Here is a 17,836-nt window from a genome sequence, read left to right on the forward strand (position 1 = left end):
GGCAGGGGGCGGCGAATGCGGCGGGGCCCCTAGGCCGGCAGCGGGATGAACTCGTCGTGGTCGAGGTCGGGCAGCTTCATGCGGCCGGCCTTCCAGTCGGCCTTGGCCTGCTCGATGCGGTCCTTGGACGAGGAGACGAAGTTCCACTCGATGAAGCGCGGGCCGACGGGCTCGCCGCCCAGCAGCATGACGGTCGAGCGTTCGAGGGCCTTGAACACCACCGTCTCGCCGGGCGCGAACACGGCCATCTGGGCTTCGACCAGCTCGCGGCCGTCTACCTCGACGCGGCCGGCAGCGATGTAGGCGGCGCGTTCGGGATACTCGGCCGGCAGGGCGGCGGTGACGCCGGGCTCCAGTTCCCAGTGCACATAAAAGAGCGGCGAATAGACCGGCACGCTCGATTTCGCCCCGAACGCCTCGCCGGCGATCAGTCGCGCCTTCAGCCCTCCGTTCTCGTAGTAGGGCAGTTCGGCGGGACCTTCGTGGTGGGTGAAGCTGGGGTCGATCTCCTCGAACTCGGTCGGTAGCGCCACCCAGGCCTGCATGCCGTCCATGCGCCCGCCATGCTCGCGCAGGCCTTCGAAGCGTTCGGAATGGGTGATGCCCGAGCCGGCGGTCATCCAGTTGACCTCGTGCGGCTTGATCACCGCCAGCGAGCCGACGCTGTCGCGGTGGGTGATCTCGCCCTCGAACAGATAGGTCAGTGTCGACAGGCCGATGTGCGGGTGCGGGCGCACGTCGGCGCTCTTGGGAAAGCCGGGCTGGAAGGCGGCAGGACCCATGTGATCGAGAAATGTGAAGGGGCCGACCATGCGATGCGCGTGGAACGGCAGCACCCGCCCGACCTCGAAATTGCCGAGATCCTTGCGGCGGGCGTCGAAGACGAGATCGATCATGGAAAGCTCCGGCGGCTATGCGACCGGGAGCTTAGCGGGGAGTTGTGTGGGGCGTCTTGAATAAATCCTCCCCCTAGTGGGGGAGGTGGCCGAAGGCCGGAGGGGGAAGTGCTGCGGAGCCGGCTTCTTCCCTCTCCGTCGGCTTCGCCGACACCTCTCCCGTTAGGGAGAGGATTTAGAGATCCTCAGCTCAGCGGGCTGACATACGGGCTGACCAGTCCCAGCGGCACGGCGGTGGAGTTCTTGACGCCCCGGATGACGATCCGGCTCTCGATATTGCTGACTAGGCCCAGCGACAGCAGCTTGTCGCGCAGGAACTCGTCAAAGGCGCGCATGTCGCGGGTGACGATGCGCATCTCATAGTCGGCCGCGCCGGTCACGGTGGCGCACTGGACGACCTCGGCCCACTTGCCGACGGCCTGTTCGAAGGTGTCGAGGTTTTCCTTGGTCGGCAGCGACAGCTTCACGGTGCAATACACCTCAAAGCCCAGGCCCAGCTTTTCGCGGTCAAGGATGGTCACGCGGCGCTGGATGACGCCGGCGTCTTCCAGGCGCTTGATCCGGCGCCAGCACGGGCTGGACGACAGACCCACACGTTCGGCGATCTCCGCGACGGACAGTCCGGCGTCGTGTTGGATGAGATCCAGAATCTTGGCATCCACGGCGTCGAGTTGTTCGGACAAGAAATTCCTCCCCCCAGAGGGCGTTGGCGCTTTGATTTTGCGCAAAGCGGCCACGACTCGGGCACGCCTTGGGCAAACATTTTCCGCGCTTCTATAAGATATTGCGTGGCGGGCGAGAAGACCCGGGAGGAAGATTTTTGCTATGCGGCACTCAGAAGTCACTCTCGACGACAAATATGTGCTCGAAGATGGTCGCGCCTTCATCACTGGGGTGCAGGCCCTGCTTCGCGTTCTGCTGGATCGCAAGCGTCTCGACCGCAAGGCCGGGTTGAACACCGGCGGCTATCTGTCGGGCTATCGCGGGTCGCCCCTGGGCGGGCTCGACCAGCAGGCCGCGCGCATCAAGAAGCTGCTGACCGCGCATGATGTCGTCTTCCAGGAAGGTCTGAACGAAGACCTGGCCGCCACCGCCGTGTGGGGCAGCCAGCAGGCCAATCTGTTCCCCGGCGCGCTTTATGATGGCGTGTTCGGCATGTGGTACGGCAAGGCGCCGGGCGTTGACCGCACCGGCGACGTCTTCAAGCACGCCAACTTCGCCGGGACCTTCCCGACCGGCGGGGTGCTGGCGGTGGCGGGCGATGACCACGGCTGCAAGAGCTCGACCCTCCCGTCGCAATCAGAATTCGCCTTCCAGGACTTCGAGATGCCGGTGTTGTCGCCGGCCGACGTCCAGGAGGTGCTCGACTACGGTCTGCTCGGCATCTCGATGTCGCGGTTCTCGGGCCTGTGGACGGGCATGATCGCCCTGGCCGACACCATGGACTCGGGCGTGACCATCGACGTCTCGCTGGACCGCCACCAGATCGTGGTCCCGGAGTTCGCATTCCCGCCGGGCGGCCTCGGCATCCGCCAGAAGGACCAGCCGATGGAGAAGGAGCGGCGCATGCGGCTCCACAAGATCCCGGCGGCCCTGGCCTTCGCGCGCGCCAACAATATCGACCGCGTGGTGCTGGGCGCCTCGCACGTCAAGGTCGGCAAGGCGCGCCTGGGCATCGTCTGCCAGGGCCAAGCCTATAAGGATGTGCTGGAAGCCTTCACGGCCATGGGCATGACCCTGCAGGAAGCCGCTGACCTGGGCGTCTCGATCTACAAGGTCGGCATGCCCTGGCCGCTGGAGCCCTTGGGCCTGCGCGCCTTCGCCGCCGGCCTTGAGACCCTGATGGTCATCGAGCACAAGCGCGCCCTGATCGAACCGCAAGCGCGCGCCGCGCTCTACGATCTTCCCGCCCAGGCGCGCCCGCGCGTCATCGGCAAGACCGACGAGAAGGGCGGTCCGCTGCTGTCGGAGCTGGGCTCGCTGTCGGTCGCCGAGATCGCGCTGGCCATCTATGACCGCCTGCCCCAGGGGCCGCACATGGAGCGGGCCCAGGCCTATCTGAACCGGGTGAGCGCCGCCGGCGTCGCCGCCGTGAGCCTCGCCGCTGACCAGGCCCGCAAGCCGTTCTTCTGCTCGGGCTGCCCGCACAACACCTCCACCAAGCTGCCCGAGGGCTCGCGCGCCCTGGCCGGCATCGGCTGTCACTACATGGCCGGGTTCAACGACCCGATGACCGACCTCAACACCCATATGGGCGGCGAGGGGCTGACCTGGGTGGGCGCCGCGCCGTTCACCAGCGAAAAGCACGTCTTCCAGAACCTGGGCGACGGCACCTACAATCACTCGGGCTCGCTGGCCATCCGTGGCGCGGTCGCGGCCGGGACCAACATCACCTACAAGCTGCTTTATAATGACGCCGTCGCCATGACCGGCGGCCAGCGCGCCGAGAGCGGCTTCACCCCCGCCCAGATCACCCGCCAGCTGGCGGCCGAAGGCGTCAAGAAGACCGTCATCGTCGTCGACGAGCTGGAGCGCTACCAGGGCGTCAACGACCTGGCCCCGGGCGTCGAGATCTTCCCGCGCTCGGACCTGATGCGCGTGCAGGAGATGCTGCGCGAGACGCCTGGCACGACGGTGCTGCTCTACGATCAAACCTGCGCCACCGAAAAGCGCCGCCGTCGAAAGCGGGGCGCCATGCCCAAGGCCACCCAGCGCGTCTTCATCAATCCGCTGGTCTGCGAAGGCTGCGGCGACTGTTCGGTGAAGTCCAACTGCGTCTCGGTCGAGCCTCTGGCCACCGAGTTTGGCCGCAAGCGCAAGATCAACCAGTCGTCCTGTAATCAGGACTATTCCTGCGTCGAGGGCTTCTGCCCCTCGTTCATCACCCTGGAAGGGGCGCAAAGCGCCCAGTCCAAGAAGACCCCGGCGGCCCTGACCGCCGAGTCGACGCCGCTGCCCGAGTTCGAGCCGCTGACCGGCGTGCGCAAGATCCTGTTCACGGGCGTGGGCGGCACGGGTGTCACCACGGTCGCCTCGATCATGGCCATGGCCGCCCATATCGACGGCCGCGCCGGCAGCGTGGTCGACATGACGGGTCTGGCCCAAAAGGGCGGTTCGGTGTTCAGCCACGTCAAGATCGGCGAGACCGAGGAGACGATCGTCGGCGGTCGCGTGCCGGCGGCCAGCACCGATGTGCTGATCGCGTGTGATCTTCTCGTGGCGGCCAGCCCCGAAGGACTGTCGCTCTACGCCAAGGACCGCACGCGCGCCTTCGGCAACAGCGACTTCGCCCCCACGGCCGACTTCGTCACCAGCCGCGACGTGCGCTTCGACAGCGGGGCCATGGCGCGCCGCGTCAAGGGCGCGACCAAGACCTTCGACGCGTGCCCGGCCCAGCGCCTGGCCGAGACCGAGTTCGGCGACGCCATCTACGCCAACATGATCATGGTCGGCTTCGCCTGGCAGCGCGGGGTGATCCCGCTCTCCAGCCGAGCGGTCTATCGCGCGATCAAGCTGAACGGCGTCGACGCCGAGGCCAACCTGCAGGCCTTCGAGCTGGGCCGTCGCGTGGCCCATGACCCGTCCACCCTGACGGTCAAGGAAGACACCACCCCGACGCCGGAAACCATGCCGCTGAACGCCCTGATCACCCATCGCGTGGAGCAGCTGACGGCCTATCAGAACGCCGCCTACGCGCAGCGCTATGCGGACAAGGTGGCCAAGGTCCGCAGCGCCGAAACCGCCGTGTCGGGCGAGGACGGCGCCCTGCCGCTGACCCGCGCGGCGGCGGTCAACCTCTACAAGCTGATGGCCTATAAGGACGAGTACGAGGTTGCTCGTCTGTATACGGACGGTCGTTTCGCGGCCGAGCTGGCGGGGACCTTCAAGGGCGGCAAGGCCAAGGTGTGGCTGGCCCCGCCGCTGCTGGCGCCGAAGGGCGCCGACGGCAAGCCCAAGAAGATCGCCTTCGGCGGCTGGATGCTGGATCTGGCCTTCCCGATGATGGCCAAGATGAAGGGCCTGCGCGGCACGGCGCTCGACATCTTCGGCAAGACCGAGGAGCGCCGCATGGAGCGCGGCCTGATCACGGCCTACGAGACCGGCCTTGATCGCCTGGCGGCCGGGCTGTCCACGGAGAGCCTGTCGCTGGCGGTGAAGATCGCCGAGATCCCCCAACAGATCCGCGGCTTCGGCCACGTGAAGGAGGCTTCGGTCGTCACGGCCAAGGCGGCGGAGGAGAAGCTCTGGGCGCAGTGGGCGGGGTGAGGGCGGATCACCCTCACCCTGTTCTCCCGGCGGCGCCGATGGGCGTCGCGGGGGCGGCGTCTTTTGGCTCTTGCGGTCTGAACGACTGGTTTCCGGCAAGGGGCTCCGACGAGGCGTCGGACGCCTGCGGCCAGGCAGGGTTCAGAGTGGGCGCCAACACCGCTTTACCCTCGCCTGGGACCTCTCTAGGTTGCTCGAAATCCTAGACCTGCGTCCGCCGCAAGGGCGCGCAAGCAACCAGCGGAACGACAGGGCGATGGCGAAAAATCCTTTTCGGGGCAAGGTTTGTATCGTGACGGGCGCTGCGTCGGGCCTGGGCCGTGCGCTGAGCGCGCAGCTTGCGGAAGCCGGCGCCACCCTGATCATCGCGGACATCAATTTCCCGGCCGCCGAAGACCTGACGCATCGCATGAACAAGCTGGGCGTCACAGCCAAGCCGGTCCGCACCGACGTGTCGCAAAGCGAATCTGTCCGGCAACTGATCGAAGGAACGGCGGCGGAGTTCGGCCGCATCGACTACCTATTCAACAATGCCGGCATCGCCGTGTTCGGGGAGATCCGCGATCTCAGCCTCGACCATTGGCGGCGGGTCATTGACATCAATCTGATGGGTGAGATCTACGGGATCCACTACGCGTATCCGCAGATGATCAAGCAGGGCTTCGGTCATATCGTGAATGTGGCCTCGGGTTTCGGCATGGCGCCCGGACCGGCGAACAGCCCCTATGTCGCCTCGAAATTTGCCGTGTTTGGCCTGTCACATGCGCTGGCCACCGAGGCTCGGGCCTTTGGCGTCCATGTCACCGTCGCCTGCCCGGGTTTCATCAAGACTCCACTGGTCGACAACATCCATTGCGTCAATGCGGCGCCGGCCGACGTCCTCGCCAATATTCCCGTCGCCATGGTGCCGGTGGACCGTGCGGCGAACATCATCCTGACCGGCGTCGCCAAGCGTAAGATGGTCATCGCCTTCCCCGGTTATGTCGGTGTTCTGGCCTTCATCCATCGCTTCCTGCCGGCCGTTTGGGACAGCATGGGCAAGGGTGAAATCGCCCGCTTCCGGAAGATCCGAAAGGACCCTGCCGTCAGCTGAGGGGACAGAGCGCCGGGTTCGGCGCACACCGGCAGCCGTCGATGGCGCCGACGCTGATAGGCTGCGCGCCCGTCCGACCGGGGGGCAGTTATGCACCTTGGCAGTCGCGGCTGGAAGATCGAGCGCGGTCGGCTAAGGTGGCCGCATGAGTGAATTTGATTTCGACGTCGTTGTCGTCGGCGCCGGCGCCGTGGGGCTGGCCTGCGGCTACGCCCTGTCGCGGCGCGGGCTGGTGGTCGCCGTCCTGGAGGAGCAGGGGCGCATCGGGGAGGGCGTGTCGTCCCGCAATTCCGAGGTGATCCACGGCGGGCTCTACTATCCGACCGGGTCCTTGAAGGCCAAGCTGTGCGTCCAGGGTCGGCGGGCGCTGTACGCCTTCTGCGACGCGCACAAGGTGCCCTACAAGAAGTGCGGCAAGCTGGTGGTGGCGACCTCGGAGGACGAGATCGCGCGGCTCGACATCATCTGGGAGCAGGCCCTGGCCAATGATGTCGAGGGCATGGAGCGCTTGACCGGGGCGCAGGCGCGGGCGCTGGAGCCGGGCCTCAACGCCCACGCCGCGCTGCTGTCGCCCGAAAGCGGCGTGTTCGCCAGCCACGACTACATGCTGGCCTTGCAAGGGGAGATCGAAGCCGCCGGCGGGGCGGTGGTGCTGTCGACGCCGTTCGAGGGCGCCGAGCCCCTGGCCGGCGGCGGCTTCCGGGTCCGCGCCGGCGGCGCTGAGCCCACCGACCTGACCTGCCGTCTGCTGGTCACCGCGCCGGGCCTGTCCTCTCAGGCGGTGGCGAGCCGGATCGAGGGCTTTCCCGCCGAACAGATTCCCAAGGCCCACTTCGGCAAGGGGATCTATTTCCGGCTCAGCGGCAAGGCGCCGTTCCAGCGGCTGATCTATCCGCCGCCGATCCATGGGGCGCTGGGCACCCACTATCGCAATGACATGGGCGGCCAGGCGGTGTTCGGACCCGACCTGGAGTACGTAGCTGCGCCGGACTATTCGGTCGATCCGGCCAAGGCGGAGGCCTTCGCCGCCTATATCCGCAAGTTCTGGCCCGACCTGCCGGCGGACAGGCTGGTCCCCGACTATGCGGGCGTGCGGCCCAAGCTGCACGGTCCTGGTGAACCGCAGCCGGACTTCCAGCTCCGGGGCGTCGAGGATCACGGCCTTGCGGGGCTGATGGCTCTGTTCGGCATCGAGAGCCCCGGCCTGACCAGTTCGCTGGCGATCGGCGAGACGGTGGCCGAGCGGCTCTGCGGCGCGTCCTGATCGCAGTCGTCACGGGGGGCGGATCACAAGCCCAAGCTCCCGCGTTGACACCAGGGCCGCGCGCCACGATGGTCGCGCCCCGAAACGCCTCCCCTGGAGTCCGCCTTGACCACCATCCTGCACGCCATGCTGGGCAAGGGCCTCGGCGGTCTTGAGCAGGTGTTCCTCGACTACCAGCCGATCCTCGAGGCCTGGGCCGCGCGCCGGGGCGGGCGATGCGTCGGCGTGGTGCGCAAGGGGGGCAAGATGGCGGTCGCTCAGGCCAATCGGACGCCGCCGCTCAGCGCCATGCCGGCCCTGACCGACTGGGATCCGATCACGGTCGGCGCGGCGCGCGCGCTGGTGAAGACCTATCGCCCCGCCCTGATCTTCAGCCACGGCCAGCGCCCGGCGCGTGTGTTCGACAAGGCCGCGCCCGCGGACGTGGTGCGCGCGGTCTGCCTGCACAAACCCTCTTTCGACGTAACGCCGGGCACGCACTATGTGTGCGTCGGTCAGCACCTGGCGGCGCTGGCGATCGAGCGGGGCGCGCCCGCTGACCACGTCTGGTTCGTGCCCAACGCCGTCAAGCCGCCCGGCGTCGAGGCTCAGCCCTTTGCTGAGGCGGGACGCCCGATCCGGATCGTCGCCGCAGGACGCCTGCATCCGAAGAAGGGCTTTGACGTTCTCATCCACGCCGTCGGCAAGCTGCGGGCCTGGGACTACGAGGTCACGTGCGAGATCGCCGGCGAAGGCGATGAGCGAGGCGCGCTGGAGGGGCTGATCCGCGACCTGGATCTTGAGGCCAGCGTCACCCTGAAGGGTTGGACCGGGGACGTCGCCGGCTTCCTCGCGACGGGAGATCTCTTCGCGTTTCCGTCCCACCAGGAAGGCTTTCCCCTGACCTTGCTGGAGGCGATGGCGGTGGGCTTGCCCGTGGTGGCCAGCGAGATCGACGGACCGCTCGAGATCCTGACCGATGGGCGCGATGGTCGCCTGGTCCCGGACAATGATCCCGATCGCCTTGCCGAGGCTCTGGCCGAGCTGATCAGCGATCGCGAGACGGCTGTGCGCCTCGGCGCGGCCGCTCGCCAACAGGTGCTGACCGAGTACAGCCCCCAGGAACTGGCGCGTCGCTTGGAAGCCGCGCTCGATGGAATGACATCCCGGGCTTGATGCGAAGCGCGCTTGGGCGTATGACCCCCGTCCGTCCTGGCTATGGCTGGGTAGCTCAGATGGTTAGAGCGGTGGATTCATAACCCACAGGTCGGCGGTTCGATCCCGCCCCCCGCCACCAGGACGGACAGATTTCCCTGAAAAAGCCAAGTCGAGACCGCCGCTTCTGTGCGAGCGCGCGCGTCTAGGGCTTGTGGGGTGTCGGGTAAGCGCTCCCCGCCTACCGCGTCCCGGCCAGAGCGGCGTGCGTGGTCGAGGACGGGGAGGCTTCGCCGATCGTGGCGATGGTCACGCCGTCCCGAAGGCGACGGCTTTTCAGATAGCCCAAGAGCCGCGCCGGGTGGTCGGTCTGGATGATGCTGACGCCCTGGTCGATCAGGCGGCCCCAGGAGGTGTCCGGATCGCGCAGCGCGCGGCGGTCGCCCGAGACGCCGAAGAAGCTTTTCCAGCTGCTCATGCCCAGGGTGTTGGCCCAGACGCGAACCCGGGCGGCTTCGGCGGCGTCGCGCACCGAGGCGAAGCCTTGCGCGCCCATGCGGCGCGTCTCCACAGCCGGAATAGGACGAATGCCGGAGGCCTGGCGGGTGATGACCTGGCCCAACTGCCCCGCGTCCCGCGCAGCGCCTTCGCCGACCATCGGCATGAAGGCGACATCGCGATAGAGCGGCTGATCGGCGATCGGAGACATGTCTGTCTTCGCCCGGGCCTTGAACAGCACCCAGTCGCTCGCGTCGGCGCGGCGCGCGACTTCCGCCGCCTGGGCCGCGAAGGGGCCCTTCAGATGAAGGTTCACCAGAACGCGGCCACGCGCGGCGCGGAGGAAGGCTTCCAGCGTCGGCGGCGCCTCATCGCCGCCGTCGAGCCGAAGCGCCTGGATCTGGGCGAGCGTCAGCTTGGCGACCAGGCCGCCGCCATCGGTGGTTCGGTCGACACTGGGGTCGTGCATGATCACCAGGACGCCGTCCTGGGTGCGGCGCACATCGGTCTCGACCATGTCGACGCCGATGTCGATGCAACGCTGCAGGGCTTCCAGAGAGTTCTCGGGGGCGCTCGACGCCAGGCCGTGATCCGGCGCCGCAGCGTGGCAGCCGCGATGGGCCACGACCATGACCCCGGCGGCGGGATCATAGAGGCGTTCCCGGAACGTGTTGGCCCCCGCCGGCGTGGCGGCGATGAGCAGCAAGGCGAGGGAGGTCGTCAGGAGGCGCATGGTCGGGAAGGTCTCCGAACCGCGCTATGAGCGATTCATGCGACAGCCACGCGGCGGTTCGGCCTCAGTTGCATGACGCCAGTATCGACGATGCGCTCTCGGGCCTAGCCGGGATCATCCGTCCCCGCGCAAAGTTTCCCTGAAGGCTAGAGTGTTGAGCCCTTGTCTTGGGCCGTCTCCGGAATGTGCGCGCGTAACACGCAGCGCAAACCGTCGGGGTGGTAGTCCATGGTCGCCTCGCCCTTGAGCTCTCCGCGCAGGCTGCGTTCGATCAGGCGCGAGCCGAAGCCCTTGCGGGTGGGCGCGACCACGGGCGGACCGCCCGCTTCGATCCACTGACAGTCGAGGGTTCGGCTGTCCGCGTCGTAGCCCCAGAACAGGCGCACGCGGCCTTCGGCGCAGGACAGAGCGCCATACTTCAGAGCATTGGTGGCCAGTTCGTGAAGGATCAGCGCCATGGTAAGGGCGCCGCCGGGCTGCAGGCGGATCGGCGGGCCGGCGATTTCGATCCGTGTTCCCCCCTCGTCGAAGGGGCGCAGGGCCCGCTCGGCCACCTCGCGCAGCGGCGCACCATCCCAGCTTTCGCGGGTCAGGATGTCGTGCACCCCCGACAGGCCCATCAGGCGGGCCTCGAACTTCTCGAACGCCGCCGCCGGGCTGGGTTCGTTGCGCAGGGTCTGGGCGGCCATGGACTGCACCGTGGCCAGGGTGTTCTTCACCCGGTGGTTCAGCTCGTTGATCAGTAGACGGAGTTGCGCCTGGTGATGTTGTTGCGCGCTCTCGGCGAGTTTGCGGTGGCTGATGTCGGAGAGGATCACGACCAGATAGGGCGGTTCCTCGGCCGGGCTGACCTTGGACACTGTCAGGTTCAGCCAGAGGATCTCGTCCGGCTGCTCGCCCCGGAAGCGACGGTCCGCCGTATAGGTGTCGATCGCCCCCCTCGTCAGGGCTTCACCGTCCGCCAGCGCCTGGGCCAGATCGTGCTCATGCACCAGGGTGGTTATGCGGCTTCCCAGAAGCTGCTCCCGGGGGCGGCGCAGAATGGCGCAGAAGCTGTCATTGGCTTCGAGGATCGCGCCGTCCTGGGCCAGGCGCGCCACGCCCATGGCGGTCTGGTCGAAAACAGCGCGGTAGCGCGCCTCGGCCGCCTCCAGCGCGCGGCGGGCCAGAATGCCGGCGGTGACCACCTCGGTGTAGAGCACAAGGCCCCCGATCTCTCCCCCGTCGGTGCGCCAGGGGGCCATGGACCAGCGGATCCATTGCGTGCGCCCTTCGCGATCGACATAGGGATCGCCCTCGTGGCGCAGCTCGACCCCCTCGGCCAGGACCCGGGCATGGAGATCCCGCCACTTCTGCGGCACCTCGGGGAAGGCGTCGTAGTGAAGGCGGCCGATCAAGGGCAGGTCAGGCGGCAGGTGCTGATCGGTCAGATACTGCCGCGACGCCGCCAGATAACGCATCTGGTTGTCGAAGATGGCGATGCCCAACGGCGCGTGCTTCAGCGCCGTCGTGACGCTGGGGGACGCGGCCATGGGGGCGCTGGGATGGGGCGGCGCTTCTTCGATCATCGCGCCGTCATCGTATCGCCTGAAGGTAAGGCTTGGATTGACGTTCCCGTGAGGCGAGCTTGTCAGCCCGCCAGCGGAAACACGCGGGTCTGTTTCACCACCCCGTAGGCGAAGCTGGTGTCGATCGAGGCGATGCCCGGGATGGCGTGCAGTCTGCGGCGCATGAAGTCCTCATAGGCCTCCAGGCTGTCGACAATCACGCGCAGCAGATAGTCGTCGCCGCCCGCCAAAAGGAAGCAGTCGAGGATCTGGTCGATCCGCGCCACCGCGTCCTCGAAGCCCTTGATCAGGTCCTGGCCATGGCGATCCAGACGCACCCGGACAAACACCGTGATCGGCAGGCCGTAGGCCTTCTGGTCCACCAGCGCGGTATAGCCGGTGATCACCCCCTCGGCCTCGAGATTGCGCACTCGGCGCAGGCAGGGGGAGGGCGAGAGGTTCACCCGCTCGGCCAGCTCCTGGTTGGTGAGGCGTCCGTCCTTCTGCAGTTCGCGGATGATCTGGCGATCCTTGGCGTCCATAGGCGCCTCCTGAGCAGAATCTGCTAAAATGAGCTTGTCTTGTAGCAGACTTAGCAATCTCGCGCGCCTCGTTCCACGCCACAGTAGCGGCAAAGGGAGCAGGACATGCGCGACGACCAGAGCGGCTTTTCCACGCGGGCGATCCATGCGGGCTACGATCCCGCCGACGAGCACGGCGCCCTGACCCCGCCGCTGCACCTGACCTCGACCTTCGCGTTCGAGAGCGCCGAGGCGGGTGGCGAGATGTTCGCCGGAACCCGCGAGGGGCACTTCTACTCGCGCATTTCCAACCCCACGACCGACCTGCTGGAGCGTCGTCTGGCCAGCCTGGAGGGCGCCGAGGCGGCGGTCGCCACGGCCTCGGGCATGGGCGCGATCACGGCCACCCTGTGGAGCTTCCTGCGGGCCGGCGACGAGGTGATCACCGACCAGACCCTGTATGGCTGCACCTTTGCGTTCCTGCGCGATGGCCTGACCCGGTTCGGCGTGACGGTGAAGCAGGTCGACATGACCCGGCCCGAAACCCTGGCGGCCGCCATCTCGGACCAGACGCGGATCGTCTATTTCGAGACCCCGGCCAATCCGAACATGCGTCTGGTCGACATCGCCGCGATCACCCGGATCGCGCACGCTGCGGGCGCCAAGGTGGTGGTCGACAACACCTACGCCACGCCCTGCCTGACCCGGCCTCTGGCCCTGGGCGCCGACATCGTCGTGCACTCGGCGACCAAGTATCTGGGCGGCCACGGCGACCTGGTGGGCGGGATCGCCGCCGGCGGGATCGAAGACATGGCGCGCGTGCGCCTGTGCGGGGTAAAGGACATGACCGGTGCGGTGATGTCGCCCTTCACGGCCTTTCTCGTCCTGCGCGGGCTCAAGACCCTGTCGCTGCGCATGGCCCGCCACAGCCAGAGCGCCCAGGCGGTGGCCCGCTGGCTGGAGGATCACCCCGCCGTCGAGCAGGTGTTCTATCCTGGCCTGCAGAGCTTCCCGCAGCGCGATCTGGCGGCGCGCCAGATGGCGGCGGGCGGCGGCATGATGGCGTTCGAGCTGAAGGGCGGCCACGCCGCTGGCGTGGCGATGATGAACCGGCTGGCGCTGATCCGCCGCGCCGTGTCGCTGGGCGACGCCGAGACCCTGATCCAGCATCCGGCCAGCATGACCCATTCGCCCTACACGCCTGAGGAGCGGGCCGCCGCCGGAATCGGCGAGGGCATGGTGCGCCTCTCCGTGGGTCTGGAGGACGTGGCCGATATCCTGGCTGATCTGGCGATGGCGCTGGAGCCTCTCAAGGTCGCGCAACCGGCTTGAGCCGGGCTCAGCAGTCGAGGACCTTCACCTCGGCGGCTTCGTATCGCAGGTCGCTGGCGGTGAAGAGCGCGGACAAGCCCAGCAGCGTGCACCGCCCGACGGCGAGATAGACCGGGATGTCCTTGAGATAGGCGCTCATCCGGCCCTTGTCCTCAAAGCGCCGGCTGAAGGCGGCCTGATCGAGCAGACCATCGATGCGTTCCATCAGGGGGCTGTTGATATAGACGCCTCCCCGGGCCGCGAAGCTGAGGGCGGCGTCTCCCGCGAAGGCCCCCAAGAGGGCGCTGAAGATCGACAGGGCTTCCCGCGCCGTCTCGTCGCCGTCCCGGACTCTGGCGAGGATGACCTCGTCGCTATCGTCCAGCCCGCCGCCCAGGGCCGCATAGATATCGGCGAGGCCCTGCTGTGACAGGAAATGCTCCGCCGAGACCCGGCCGTGCCGGGCTTGCAGCGCCTCGAACACCGGGACTTCGCGGGGCTCGCCGGGGGTGAAGTCGATATGCCCACCCTCGCTGACCACGGGCGTCCACCCGTCGGTTCGGTGGGGCGTCAGGGCGGCGACGCCGAGACCGAGATTAGGACCGATCACGGCGATCTGGGCGTTGCGGCCGGGCTTGCCCTCGTGGATCAGGCGCATGGCCGACGGGGCCAGGCGGGGCGCGCCCAGGGCGCAGGCGGCGAAGTCGTTCAACAGCGAGACGCGCGGCGTTTTCAGCACCGCGCGCAACCAGGCCTGGGTCAGCGTGAAGTCGCCGGCCGTCAGCGCGATCGCGCCGTCGATTTCGGGGCCGGCGCCGCAGACAGCGGCTCCGATCAGGCCGTCAGCCGAATGTTCGGACACGGCGTCGATCAGGTGCTCTTCAAGCGCTTTGAGCGACGCGCAGGCTAGATCGCGATGTCCGCGCGGCGCGTCGCCCGGACTGACCAGCGCCAGGGCCAGATCGCGACCATTCACGTCGGCGAGCAGGACCGATCCCTTGGCCATGGTGTTTCCTCCGCGCCGACGTCTTCGGCCGGCTTGCGCGCCGATCGATAACGATGGTCGCTGAAGAAGGTTGGCCTGATCCCCTGGTCATTGACAAGGCTGTCATCGGCGGCCGCGACACAAAACCTCATTCTGGGTGCGGACCATCATTAACCTTCACTACAAAAATCTTACTTCTGCACCGCCAATTAACCGCGTCGTGCGTTTATCGACCCATGTCGAAGCACGCGTCTGGCGCGGAACACGATCGAAGAGCGGCTGTCCGCATCCAGACGCAGAGATCAGGCAAGGTTCTCTGCGGCGCCTTCGCTTGGGACTGCGTGATCCGCGATCTTTCCAGCCAGGGCGCGCGCGTTCAGATGCTGACGGGAGGCGCGCCGGCGGGACAGATCCAACTGATCGATCTCGACGCCGGACTGGCCCATGACGTGACCGTCGCCTGGCAGCGCGAGCGCGAGATCGGCCTGCGCATCGTCAGGACCTACGACCTGCGCGGGCTCGCGCCGGCGGTCGCCGGAACAGCCAAGCGCATCTGGCGGGCGTCACGGGCGGACGTCTCCACAGGCTGACGCCCAAGAAAAAGGACCTTGGCCCGCCGACCAAGGTCCCCCTTCATTTCAGCCGGCGGGCGTTGAGCTCAGGCCCCGTCGCGCGACGCCTCGTCCGCCATGGCCCGGACCAGGTCGAGGACTTGGCGGCGGACGCGACCACGCGCGATGCGCGGGAAAACTTCCGCCAGTTCCAGGCCTTCTGGCGTGGTCAGGAACTCCTGGACCACCTTCTCGGCGTGCAGGCCAGCGTCATCCGCCTCAGCCCCGTTCATCGGGTCGGCCAGGCCGTCGAAGAAGAATGACACGGGGACCTGGAGGGTCTTGGCGATCTCGTAGAGCTTGCTGGCGCTGACGCGATTGGCGCCGCGCTCATACTTTTGAACCTGCTGGAAGGTCAGTCCCAGCGAGTCGGCCAGTTGTTCCTGGCTCACGCCCAGCAGTTTACGGCGCATGCGGACACGGCCGCCGACGTGCAAGTCGACGGGGTTGGGGCGCCGGCCTTCGGTTTCTTCGCTCATATTTTTTCGCCTCCAACGGTTGTCCCGGGAAAATGACACGACCGTTACGTTGGTGGAAGCGAGCCTGCCCTGGCGCGGCGTTACGTCGCGATGTCAACGCTTTCCCTCCCCCGAGTCTGGCGAAGCTATCGGCGGTGTTCACGATTCGCCGCCAACCAGAGCTTGATCGACGCCCGCAAGGCGCGAGTGCGGGCGGCGCCGTTCAGGCGCTGATCGCGGCCTTGCCCTTTGCGCTCCGGCCATCGCGCCTGAGCCGACAGGCCAAGCGGCCTTGGACCCGCGCGTGCAGGAGGCGCTTGCCAGCGACCGTCGGTGCGGGCAGCCTCGCAGCCATGGACAGCGCCCAGCCCAACACGGCCGCCGAACGGTACAAGAGCTTTGCGGCCTTCTATCCGTTCTACATGACCGAGCACGCCAACCCCGTCAGCCGACGGCTGCACGTGGTGGGCACAAGCCTCGTGATCCTCTGCCTGGTGCTGGGCGTTTTCCGGGATTGGCGCTTCTTCATCGCCGCGCCTGTGATCGGCTACGGTTTCGCCTGGATCGGCCACTTCGTCTTCGAGAAGAACCGGCCGGCGACGTTCAAGTATCCCGTCTACAGCCTGATGGGCGATTTCCGCCTGTGGTTCGAGACGGTGACGGGGCGGCGCAAGTTCTAGCCTGCAGCCTGCTGAACCGGCGCAACTGGTCGGTATTGAGCTAGGCGTCCTGGCGCTTGACCCCGCTGCGTCCCAGGGCCCCTTAGCCTGAGACGAGATCCTCTGAGCGTGACAAGGGGCGCTATTTCAAACGTTTGGAGCGCTCTTCGCCCCGATCACCGTTTCACACTGATCGGCGAACGCTCTAGGCGGCGGCTTCGGCGCTGTCGCCGTCTGCGCCGGCCAGCAGGCTGTTGAGCACCAGGGCGAGACGCTCGGGCTTGATAGGCTTTTCGACCACGTCCTGCATACCCGCCGCGAGGTAGGTGTGGACGTCGGCCGGATCGGCGTTGGCGGTCAGGGCCACGATCGGGGCGGCGCTCGAACGGCCGCTCAGCTCGCGGATCGCGCGCGTGGCCGCGACGCCGTCCATACGCGGCATCTTGATGTCCATGAGGATGAGGTCAAAGCGGCCGCTCCGGGCCATCTCGACGGCCTCGACACCGTCGACGGCCTGTTCGGAGGTGCACTCGAACATGTCGCAAAGCGCCTCGGCCACCATGCGGTTGGTGGCGTTGTCATCGACGATGAGGATGTGGGCCGAACGTCCGCCGACGGGCTCTGGGGCGTCTTGGGCCGCCGCTTCGGCGGCCGCCGGGATCAGGGACAGCGAGAACCCGACGGTCAGCCCCGCCCCGCGATTGGCTTCGGCGATCAGTCGGCCGCCCATCTTGCGAACGACGCTTTGGGCCAGCGCGAGACCGACGCCCAGGGCCATCTCGCTGCGATCCTGGCCGCCGACGCCGCCGAGCGGATCATTGACGCGGCGCAGTCGATCTTCGGCGTGTCCGCCGGCGTTGTCGCGCAGTTGGCAGTCCAGAGTGATCCGATCGCCCTCGGCGCGCGCGGAGAGGCGAACCTCGATCATGCCCCGTCCGGCGGACAGGGCGTTCTCGACCAGAATGTCGATCACCTGCAGCAGGCGCTCGCCATCAATCTCGACGCCGCATTCGGGATCGCCGTCATAAGAGACGAGAAGCGTGGAGCCGCCTTCGCTCGCCCGGTTGGCCCACCGGGCTTCGACGAGGTCGGCGAAATCGCGTAGTCGCGTGGGCGCGGCGTCCATCTGGAGGTCGCCGTTGACCGAGCGATGGAGGTCCACCGCGCGGCCGACGGTCTCGCCCATGTCGCGGCTGGTGTCGCCGATGGCTCGGACGAAGGCTGCGGCGTCTGGCGTCAGGCGTTGTTGCTCAAGCCGTTCGGTGATGGCCAGAACGCCGTCGAGATGCGCGCCGATGTCGACGGCCATCCGTTCGACAATGGCCATGGCGTCGCGCGCTTCGTGCTGGCGGCGTCGGTGCGAGGCCAGCAGGGAGGCAAGCCCGCCCACGCCGGCGTAGCGCCCGTCGGCGTCGACCGCGACATAGGCGGTGCGGAAGATGGGTGTCGGGCTGTCGGCGAGGGCGTTGACGAAGGTGTTGGGATCGGTTCCGACGGGCACCATACGGGGCTTGGCGTCCATGATCTCGGCGACCGGACGCGTGGCGAGCGCAGGCCCCGCGACACGCATCATGCCTTGCAGAACGTCCCGGTAGACCAGACCCACAGGCGCGCCGTCATCGACCACGGCCAGCGCGGCGAAGGTCGGATTGGCGTCAAACATCGCCGCCACGGTCGCGCTGGGCGTGCCCGGCGCGATGGGAGCGAGCGGTTCGATCAGACGGGACAGCGTTTCCATACGGCGCTTCGTCAACGGCTTGGGGTTTGCAACTTGCCTCGGCCGCCCTTGCAGAGTCGTTAAGGTGGTACCGCTCTCATTGTCGCGGCCCGAGGCGGCGGGGCTTCAAGATTGAGAACTGG

At 67.5% G+C, this 17,836-nt stretch carries 17 protein-coding genes, 1 tRNA gene and 1 pseudogene; 11 read left to right on the forward strand and 8 right to left on the reverse strand.

Going from position 1 to position 17,836, the window contains the following annotated elements; genetic code table 11:
- Window positions 1-29: 29 nt before the first annotated feature.
- Window positions 30-896 (reverse strand): pirin family protein, encoded by an 867-nt coding sequence (locus tag CVUC_RS00265; RefSeq protein ID WP_096034294.1) that lies wholly within the window; start codon window positions 894-896, stop codon window positions 30-32.
- 63 nt (window positions 897-959) lie between these two features.
- Here CVUC_RS00265 and CVUC_RS20105 point away from each other — a divergent pair.
- Window positions 960-1,072, forward strand: a pseudogene (locus CVUC_RS20105) (hypothetical protein); the annotation flags it as partial.
- 9 nt (window positions 1,073-1,081) lie between these two features.
- On the opposite strand, the gene CVUC_RS00270 reads toward CVUC_RS20105, so the two are convergent.
- The gene (locus CVUC_RS00270) at window positions 1,082-1,579 is read right to left on the reverse strand and encodes an Lrp/AsnC family transcriptional regulator (protein WP_024265921.1); all 498 of its coding nucleotides are present in this window, start codon (window positions 1,577-1,579) and stop codon (window positions 1,082-1,084) included.
- A gap of 142 nt (window positions 1,580-1,721) precedes the next feature.
- Between CVUC_RS00270 and CVUC_RS00275 the strand changes: the two genes are divergently transcribed.
- From CVUC_RS00275 to CVUC_RS00295, 5 genes are all read left to right on the forward strand, one after another.
- Entirely contained in the window at window positions 1,722-5,162 is a 3,441-nt protein-coding gene (locus tag CVUC_RS00275) for an indolepyruvate ferredoxin oxidoreductase family protein (protein WP_096034293.1), read from the forward strand.
- A 256-nt stretch (window positions 5,163-5,418) separates the two neighbouring features.
- Window positions 5,419-6,255 (forward strand): SDR family NAD(P)-dependent oxidoreductase, encoded by an 837-nt coding sequence (locus CVUC_RS00280; protein ID WP_096034292.1) that lies wholly within the window; start codon window positions 5,419-5,421, stop codon window positions 6,253-6,255.
- Window positions 6,256-6,400: 145 nt separating this feature from the next.
- Window positions 6,401-7,519 (forward strand): NAD(P)/FAD-dependent oxidoreductase, encoded by a 1,119-nt coding sequence (locus CVUC_RS00285; protein ID WP_096034291.1) that lies wholly within the window; start codon window positions 6,401-6,403, stop codon window positions 7,517-7,519.
- Window positions 7,520-7,624: 105 nt separating this feature from the next.
- The gene (locus CVUC_RS00290; RefSeq protein WP_096034290.1) at window positions 7,625-8,674 is read left to right on the forward strand and encodes a glycosyltransferase; all 1,050 of its coding nucleotides are present in this window, start codon (window positions 7,625-7,627) and stop codon (window positions 8,672-8,674) included.
- Window positions 8,675-8,718: 44 nt separating this feature from the next.
- Window positions 8,719-8,795: transfer RNA gene (locus CVUC_RS00295), tRNA-Met, on the forward strand.
- A 99-nt stretch (window positions 8,796-8,894) separates the two neighbouring features.
- On the opposite strand, the gene CVUC_RS00300 is transcribed toward CVUC_RS00295, so the two are convergent.
- On the reverse strand, window positions 8,895-9,884 hold the full coding sequence (locus CVUC_RS00300) for a glycerophosphodiester phosphodiesterase family protein (RefSeq protein WP_012640688.1): 990 nt from the start codon (window positions 9,882-9,884) through the stop codon (window positions 8,895-8,897).
- Between CVUC_RS00300 and CVUC_RS00305 the strand changes: the two genes are divergently transcribed.
- Window positions 9,820-9,960 carry a hypothetical protein gene (locus tag CVUC_RS00305; RefSeq protein WP_096034289.1) on the forward strand — a complete coding sequence of 47 codons (141 nt, stop codon included), beginning with the start codon at window positions 9,820-9,822 and terminating at the stop codon, window positions 9,958-9,960. The genes CVUC_RS00300 and CVUC_RS00305 overlap by 65 nt on opposite strands.
- Window positions 9,911-10,027: a hypothetical protein gene (locus CVUC_RS00310; RefSeq protein WP_101685766.1), complete on the forward strand. Its 117-nt coding sequence runs from the start codon at window positions 9,911-9,913 to the stop codon at window positions 10,025-10,027. The genes CVUC_RS00305 and CVUC_RS00310 overlap by 50 nt, the downstream gene beginning before the upstream one ends.
- A gap of 3 nt (window positions 10,028-10,030) precedes the next feature.
- Here the strand turns inward: CVUC_RS00310 and CVUC_RS00315 are convergent, their stop codons facing one another.
- Both CVUC_RS00315 and CVUC_RS00320 read right to left on the reverse strand, forming a co-directional pair.
- On the reverse strand, window positions 10,031-11,452 hold the full coding sequence (locus tag CVUC_RS00315; RefSeq protein ID WP_096034288.1) for a sensor histidine kinase: 1,422 nt from the start codon (window positions 11,450-11,452) through the stop codon (window positions 10,031-10,033).
- Window positions 11,453-11,514: 62 nt separating this feature from the next.
- Window positions 11,515-11,973, reverse strand: a complete 459-nt coding sequence (locus CVUC_RS00320) for an Lrp/AsnC family transcriptional regulator (protein ID WP_024265920.1) — start codon at window positions 11,971-11,973, stop codon at window positions 11,515-11,517.
- A 105-nt stretch (window positions 11,974-12,078) separates the two neighbouring features.
- Here CVUC_RS00320 and CVUC_RS00325 point away from each other — a divergent pair, with 105 nt between their 5' ends.
- Window positions 12,079-13,284, forward strand: coding sequence for a methionine gamma-lyase (locus tag CVUC_RS00325; RefSeq protein ID WP_096034286.1), 1,206 nt, complete (start codon window positions 12,079-12,081; stop codon window positions 13,282-13,284).
- 7 nt (window positions 13,285-13,291) lie between these two features.
- Here CVUC_RS00325 and CVUC_RS00330 read toward each other — a convergent pair whose 3' ends face one another.
- Window positions 13,292-14,269, reverse strand: a complete 978-nt coding sequence (locus CVUC_RS00330; RefSeq protein ID WP_012640685.1) for a glucokinase — start codon at window positions 14,267-14,269, stop codon at window positions 13,292-13,294.
- 215 nt (window positions 14,270-14,484) lie between these two features.
- Here CVUC_RS00330 and CVUC_RS00340 point away from each other — a divergent pair, with 215 nt between their 5' ends.
- A complete protein-coding gene (locus CVUC_RS00340; protein WP_010921001.1) occupies window positions 14,485-14,838 on the forward strand; it encodes a PilZ domain-containing protein in 354 nt (117 codons plus the stop codon).
- A 68-nt stretch (window positions 14,839-14,906) separates the two neighbouring features.
- Here CVUC_RS00340 and CVUC_RS00345 read toward each other — a convergent pair whose 3' ends face one another.
- Window positions 14,907-15,338, reverse strand: a complete 432-nt coding sequence (locus tag CVUC_RS00345) for a helix-turn-helix domain-containing protein (protein WP_024265919.1) — start codon at window positions 15,336-15,338, stop codon at window positions 14,907-14,909.
- A 332-nt stretch (window positions 15,339-15,670) separates the two neighbouring features.
- Between CVUC_RS00345 and CVUC_RS19770 the strand changes: the two genes are divergently transcribed.
- Window positions 15,671-15,997 carry an Mpo1-like protein gene (locus tag CVUC_RS19770; RefSeq protein ID WP_164468288.1) on the forward strand — a complete coding sequence of 109 codons (327 nt, stop codon included), beginning with the start codon at window positions 15,671-15,673 and terminating at the stop codon, window positions 15,995-15,997.
- 184 nt (window positions 15,998-16,181) lie between these two features.
- On the opposite strand, the gene CVUC_RS00355 is transcribed toward CVUC_RS19770, so the two are convergent.
- Window positions 16,182-17,714 (reverse strand): response regulator, encoded by a 1,533-nt coding sequence (locus CVUC_RS00355; protein ID WP_096034284.1) that lies wholly within the window; start codon window positions 17,712-17,714, stop codon window positions 16,182-16,184.
- Between the last annotated feature and the right edge of the window lie 122 nt (window positions 17,715-17,836).

The organism is Caulobacter vibrioides, assembly GCF_002858865.1.
Taxonomy (GTDB): Bacteria; Pseudomonadota; Alphaproteobacteria; order Caulobacterales; family Caulobacteraceae; genus Caulobacter; species Caulobacter vibrioides.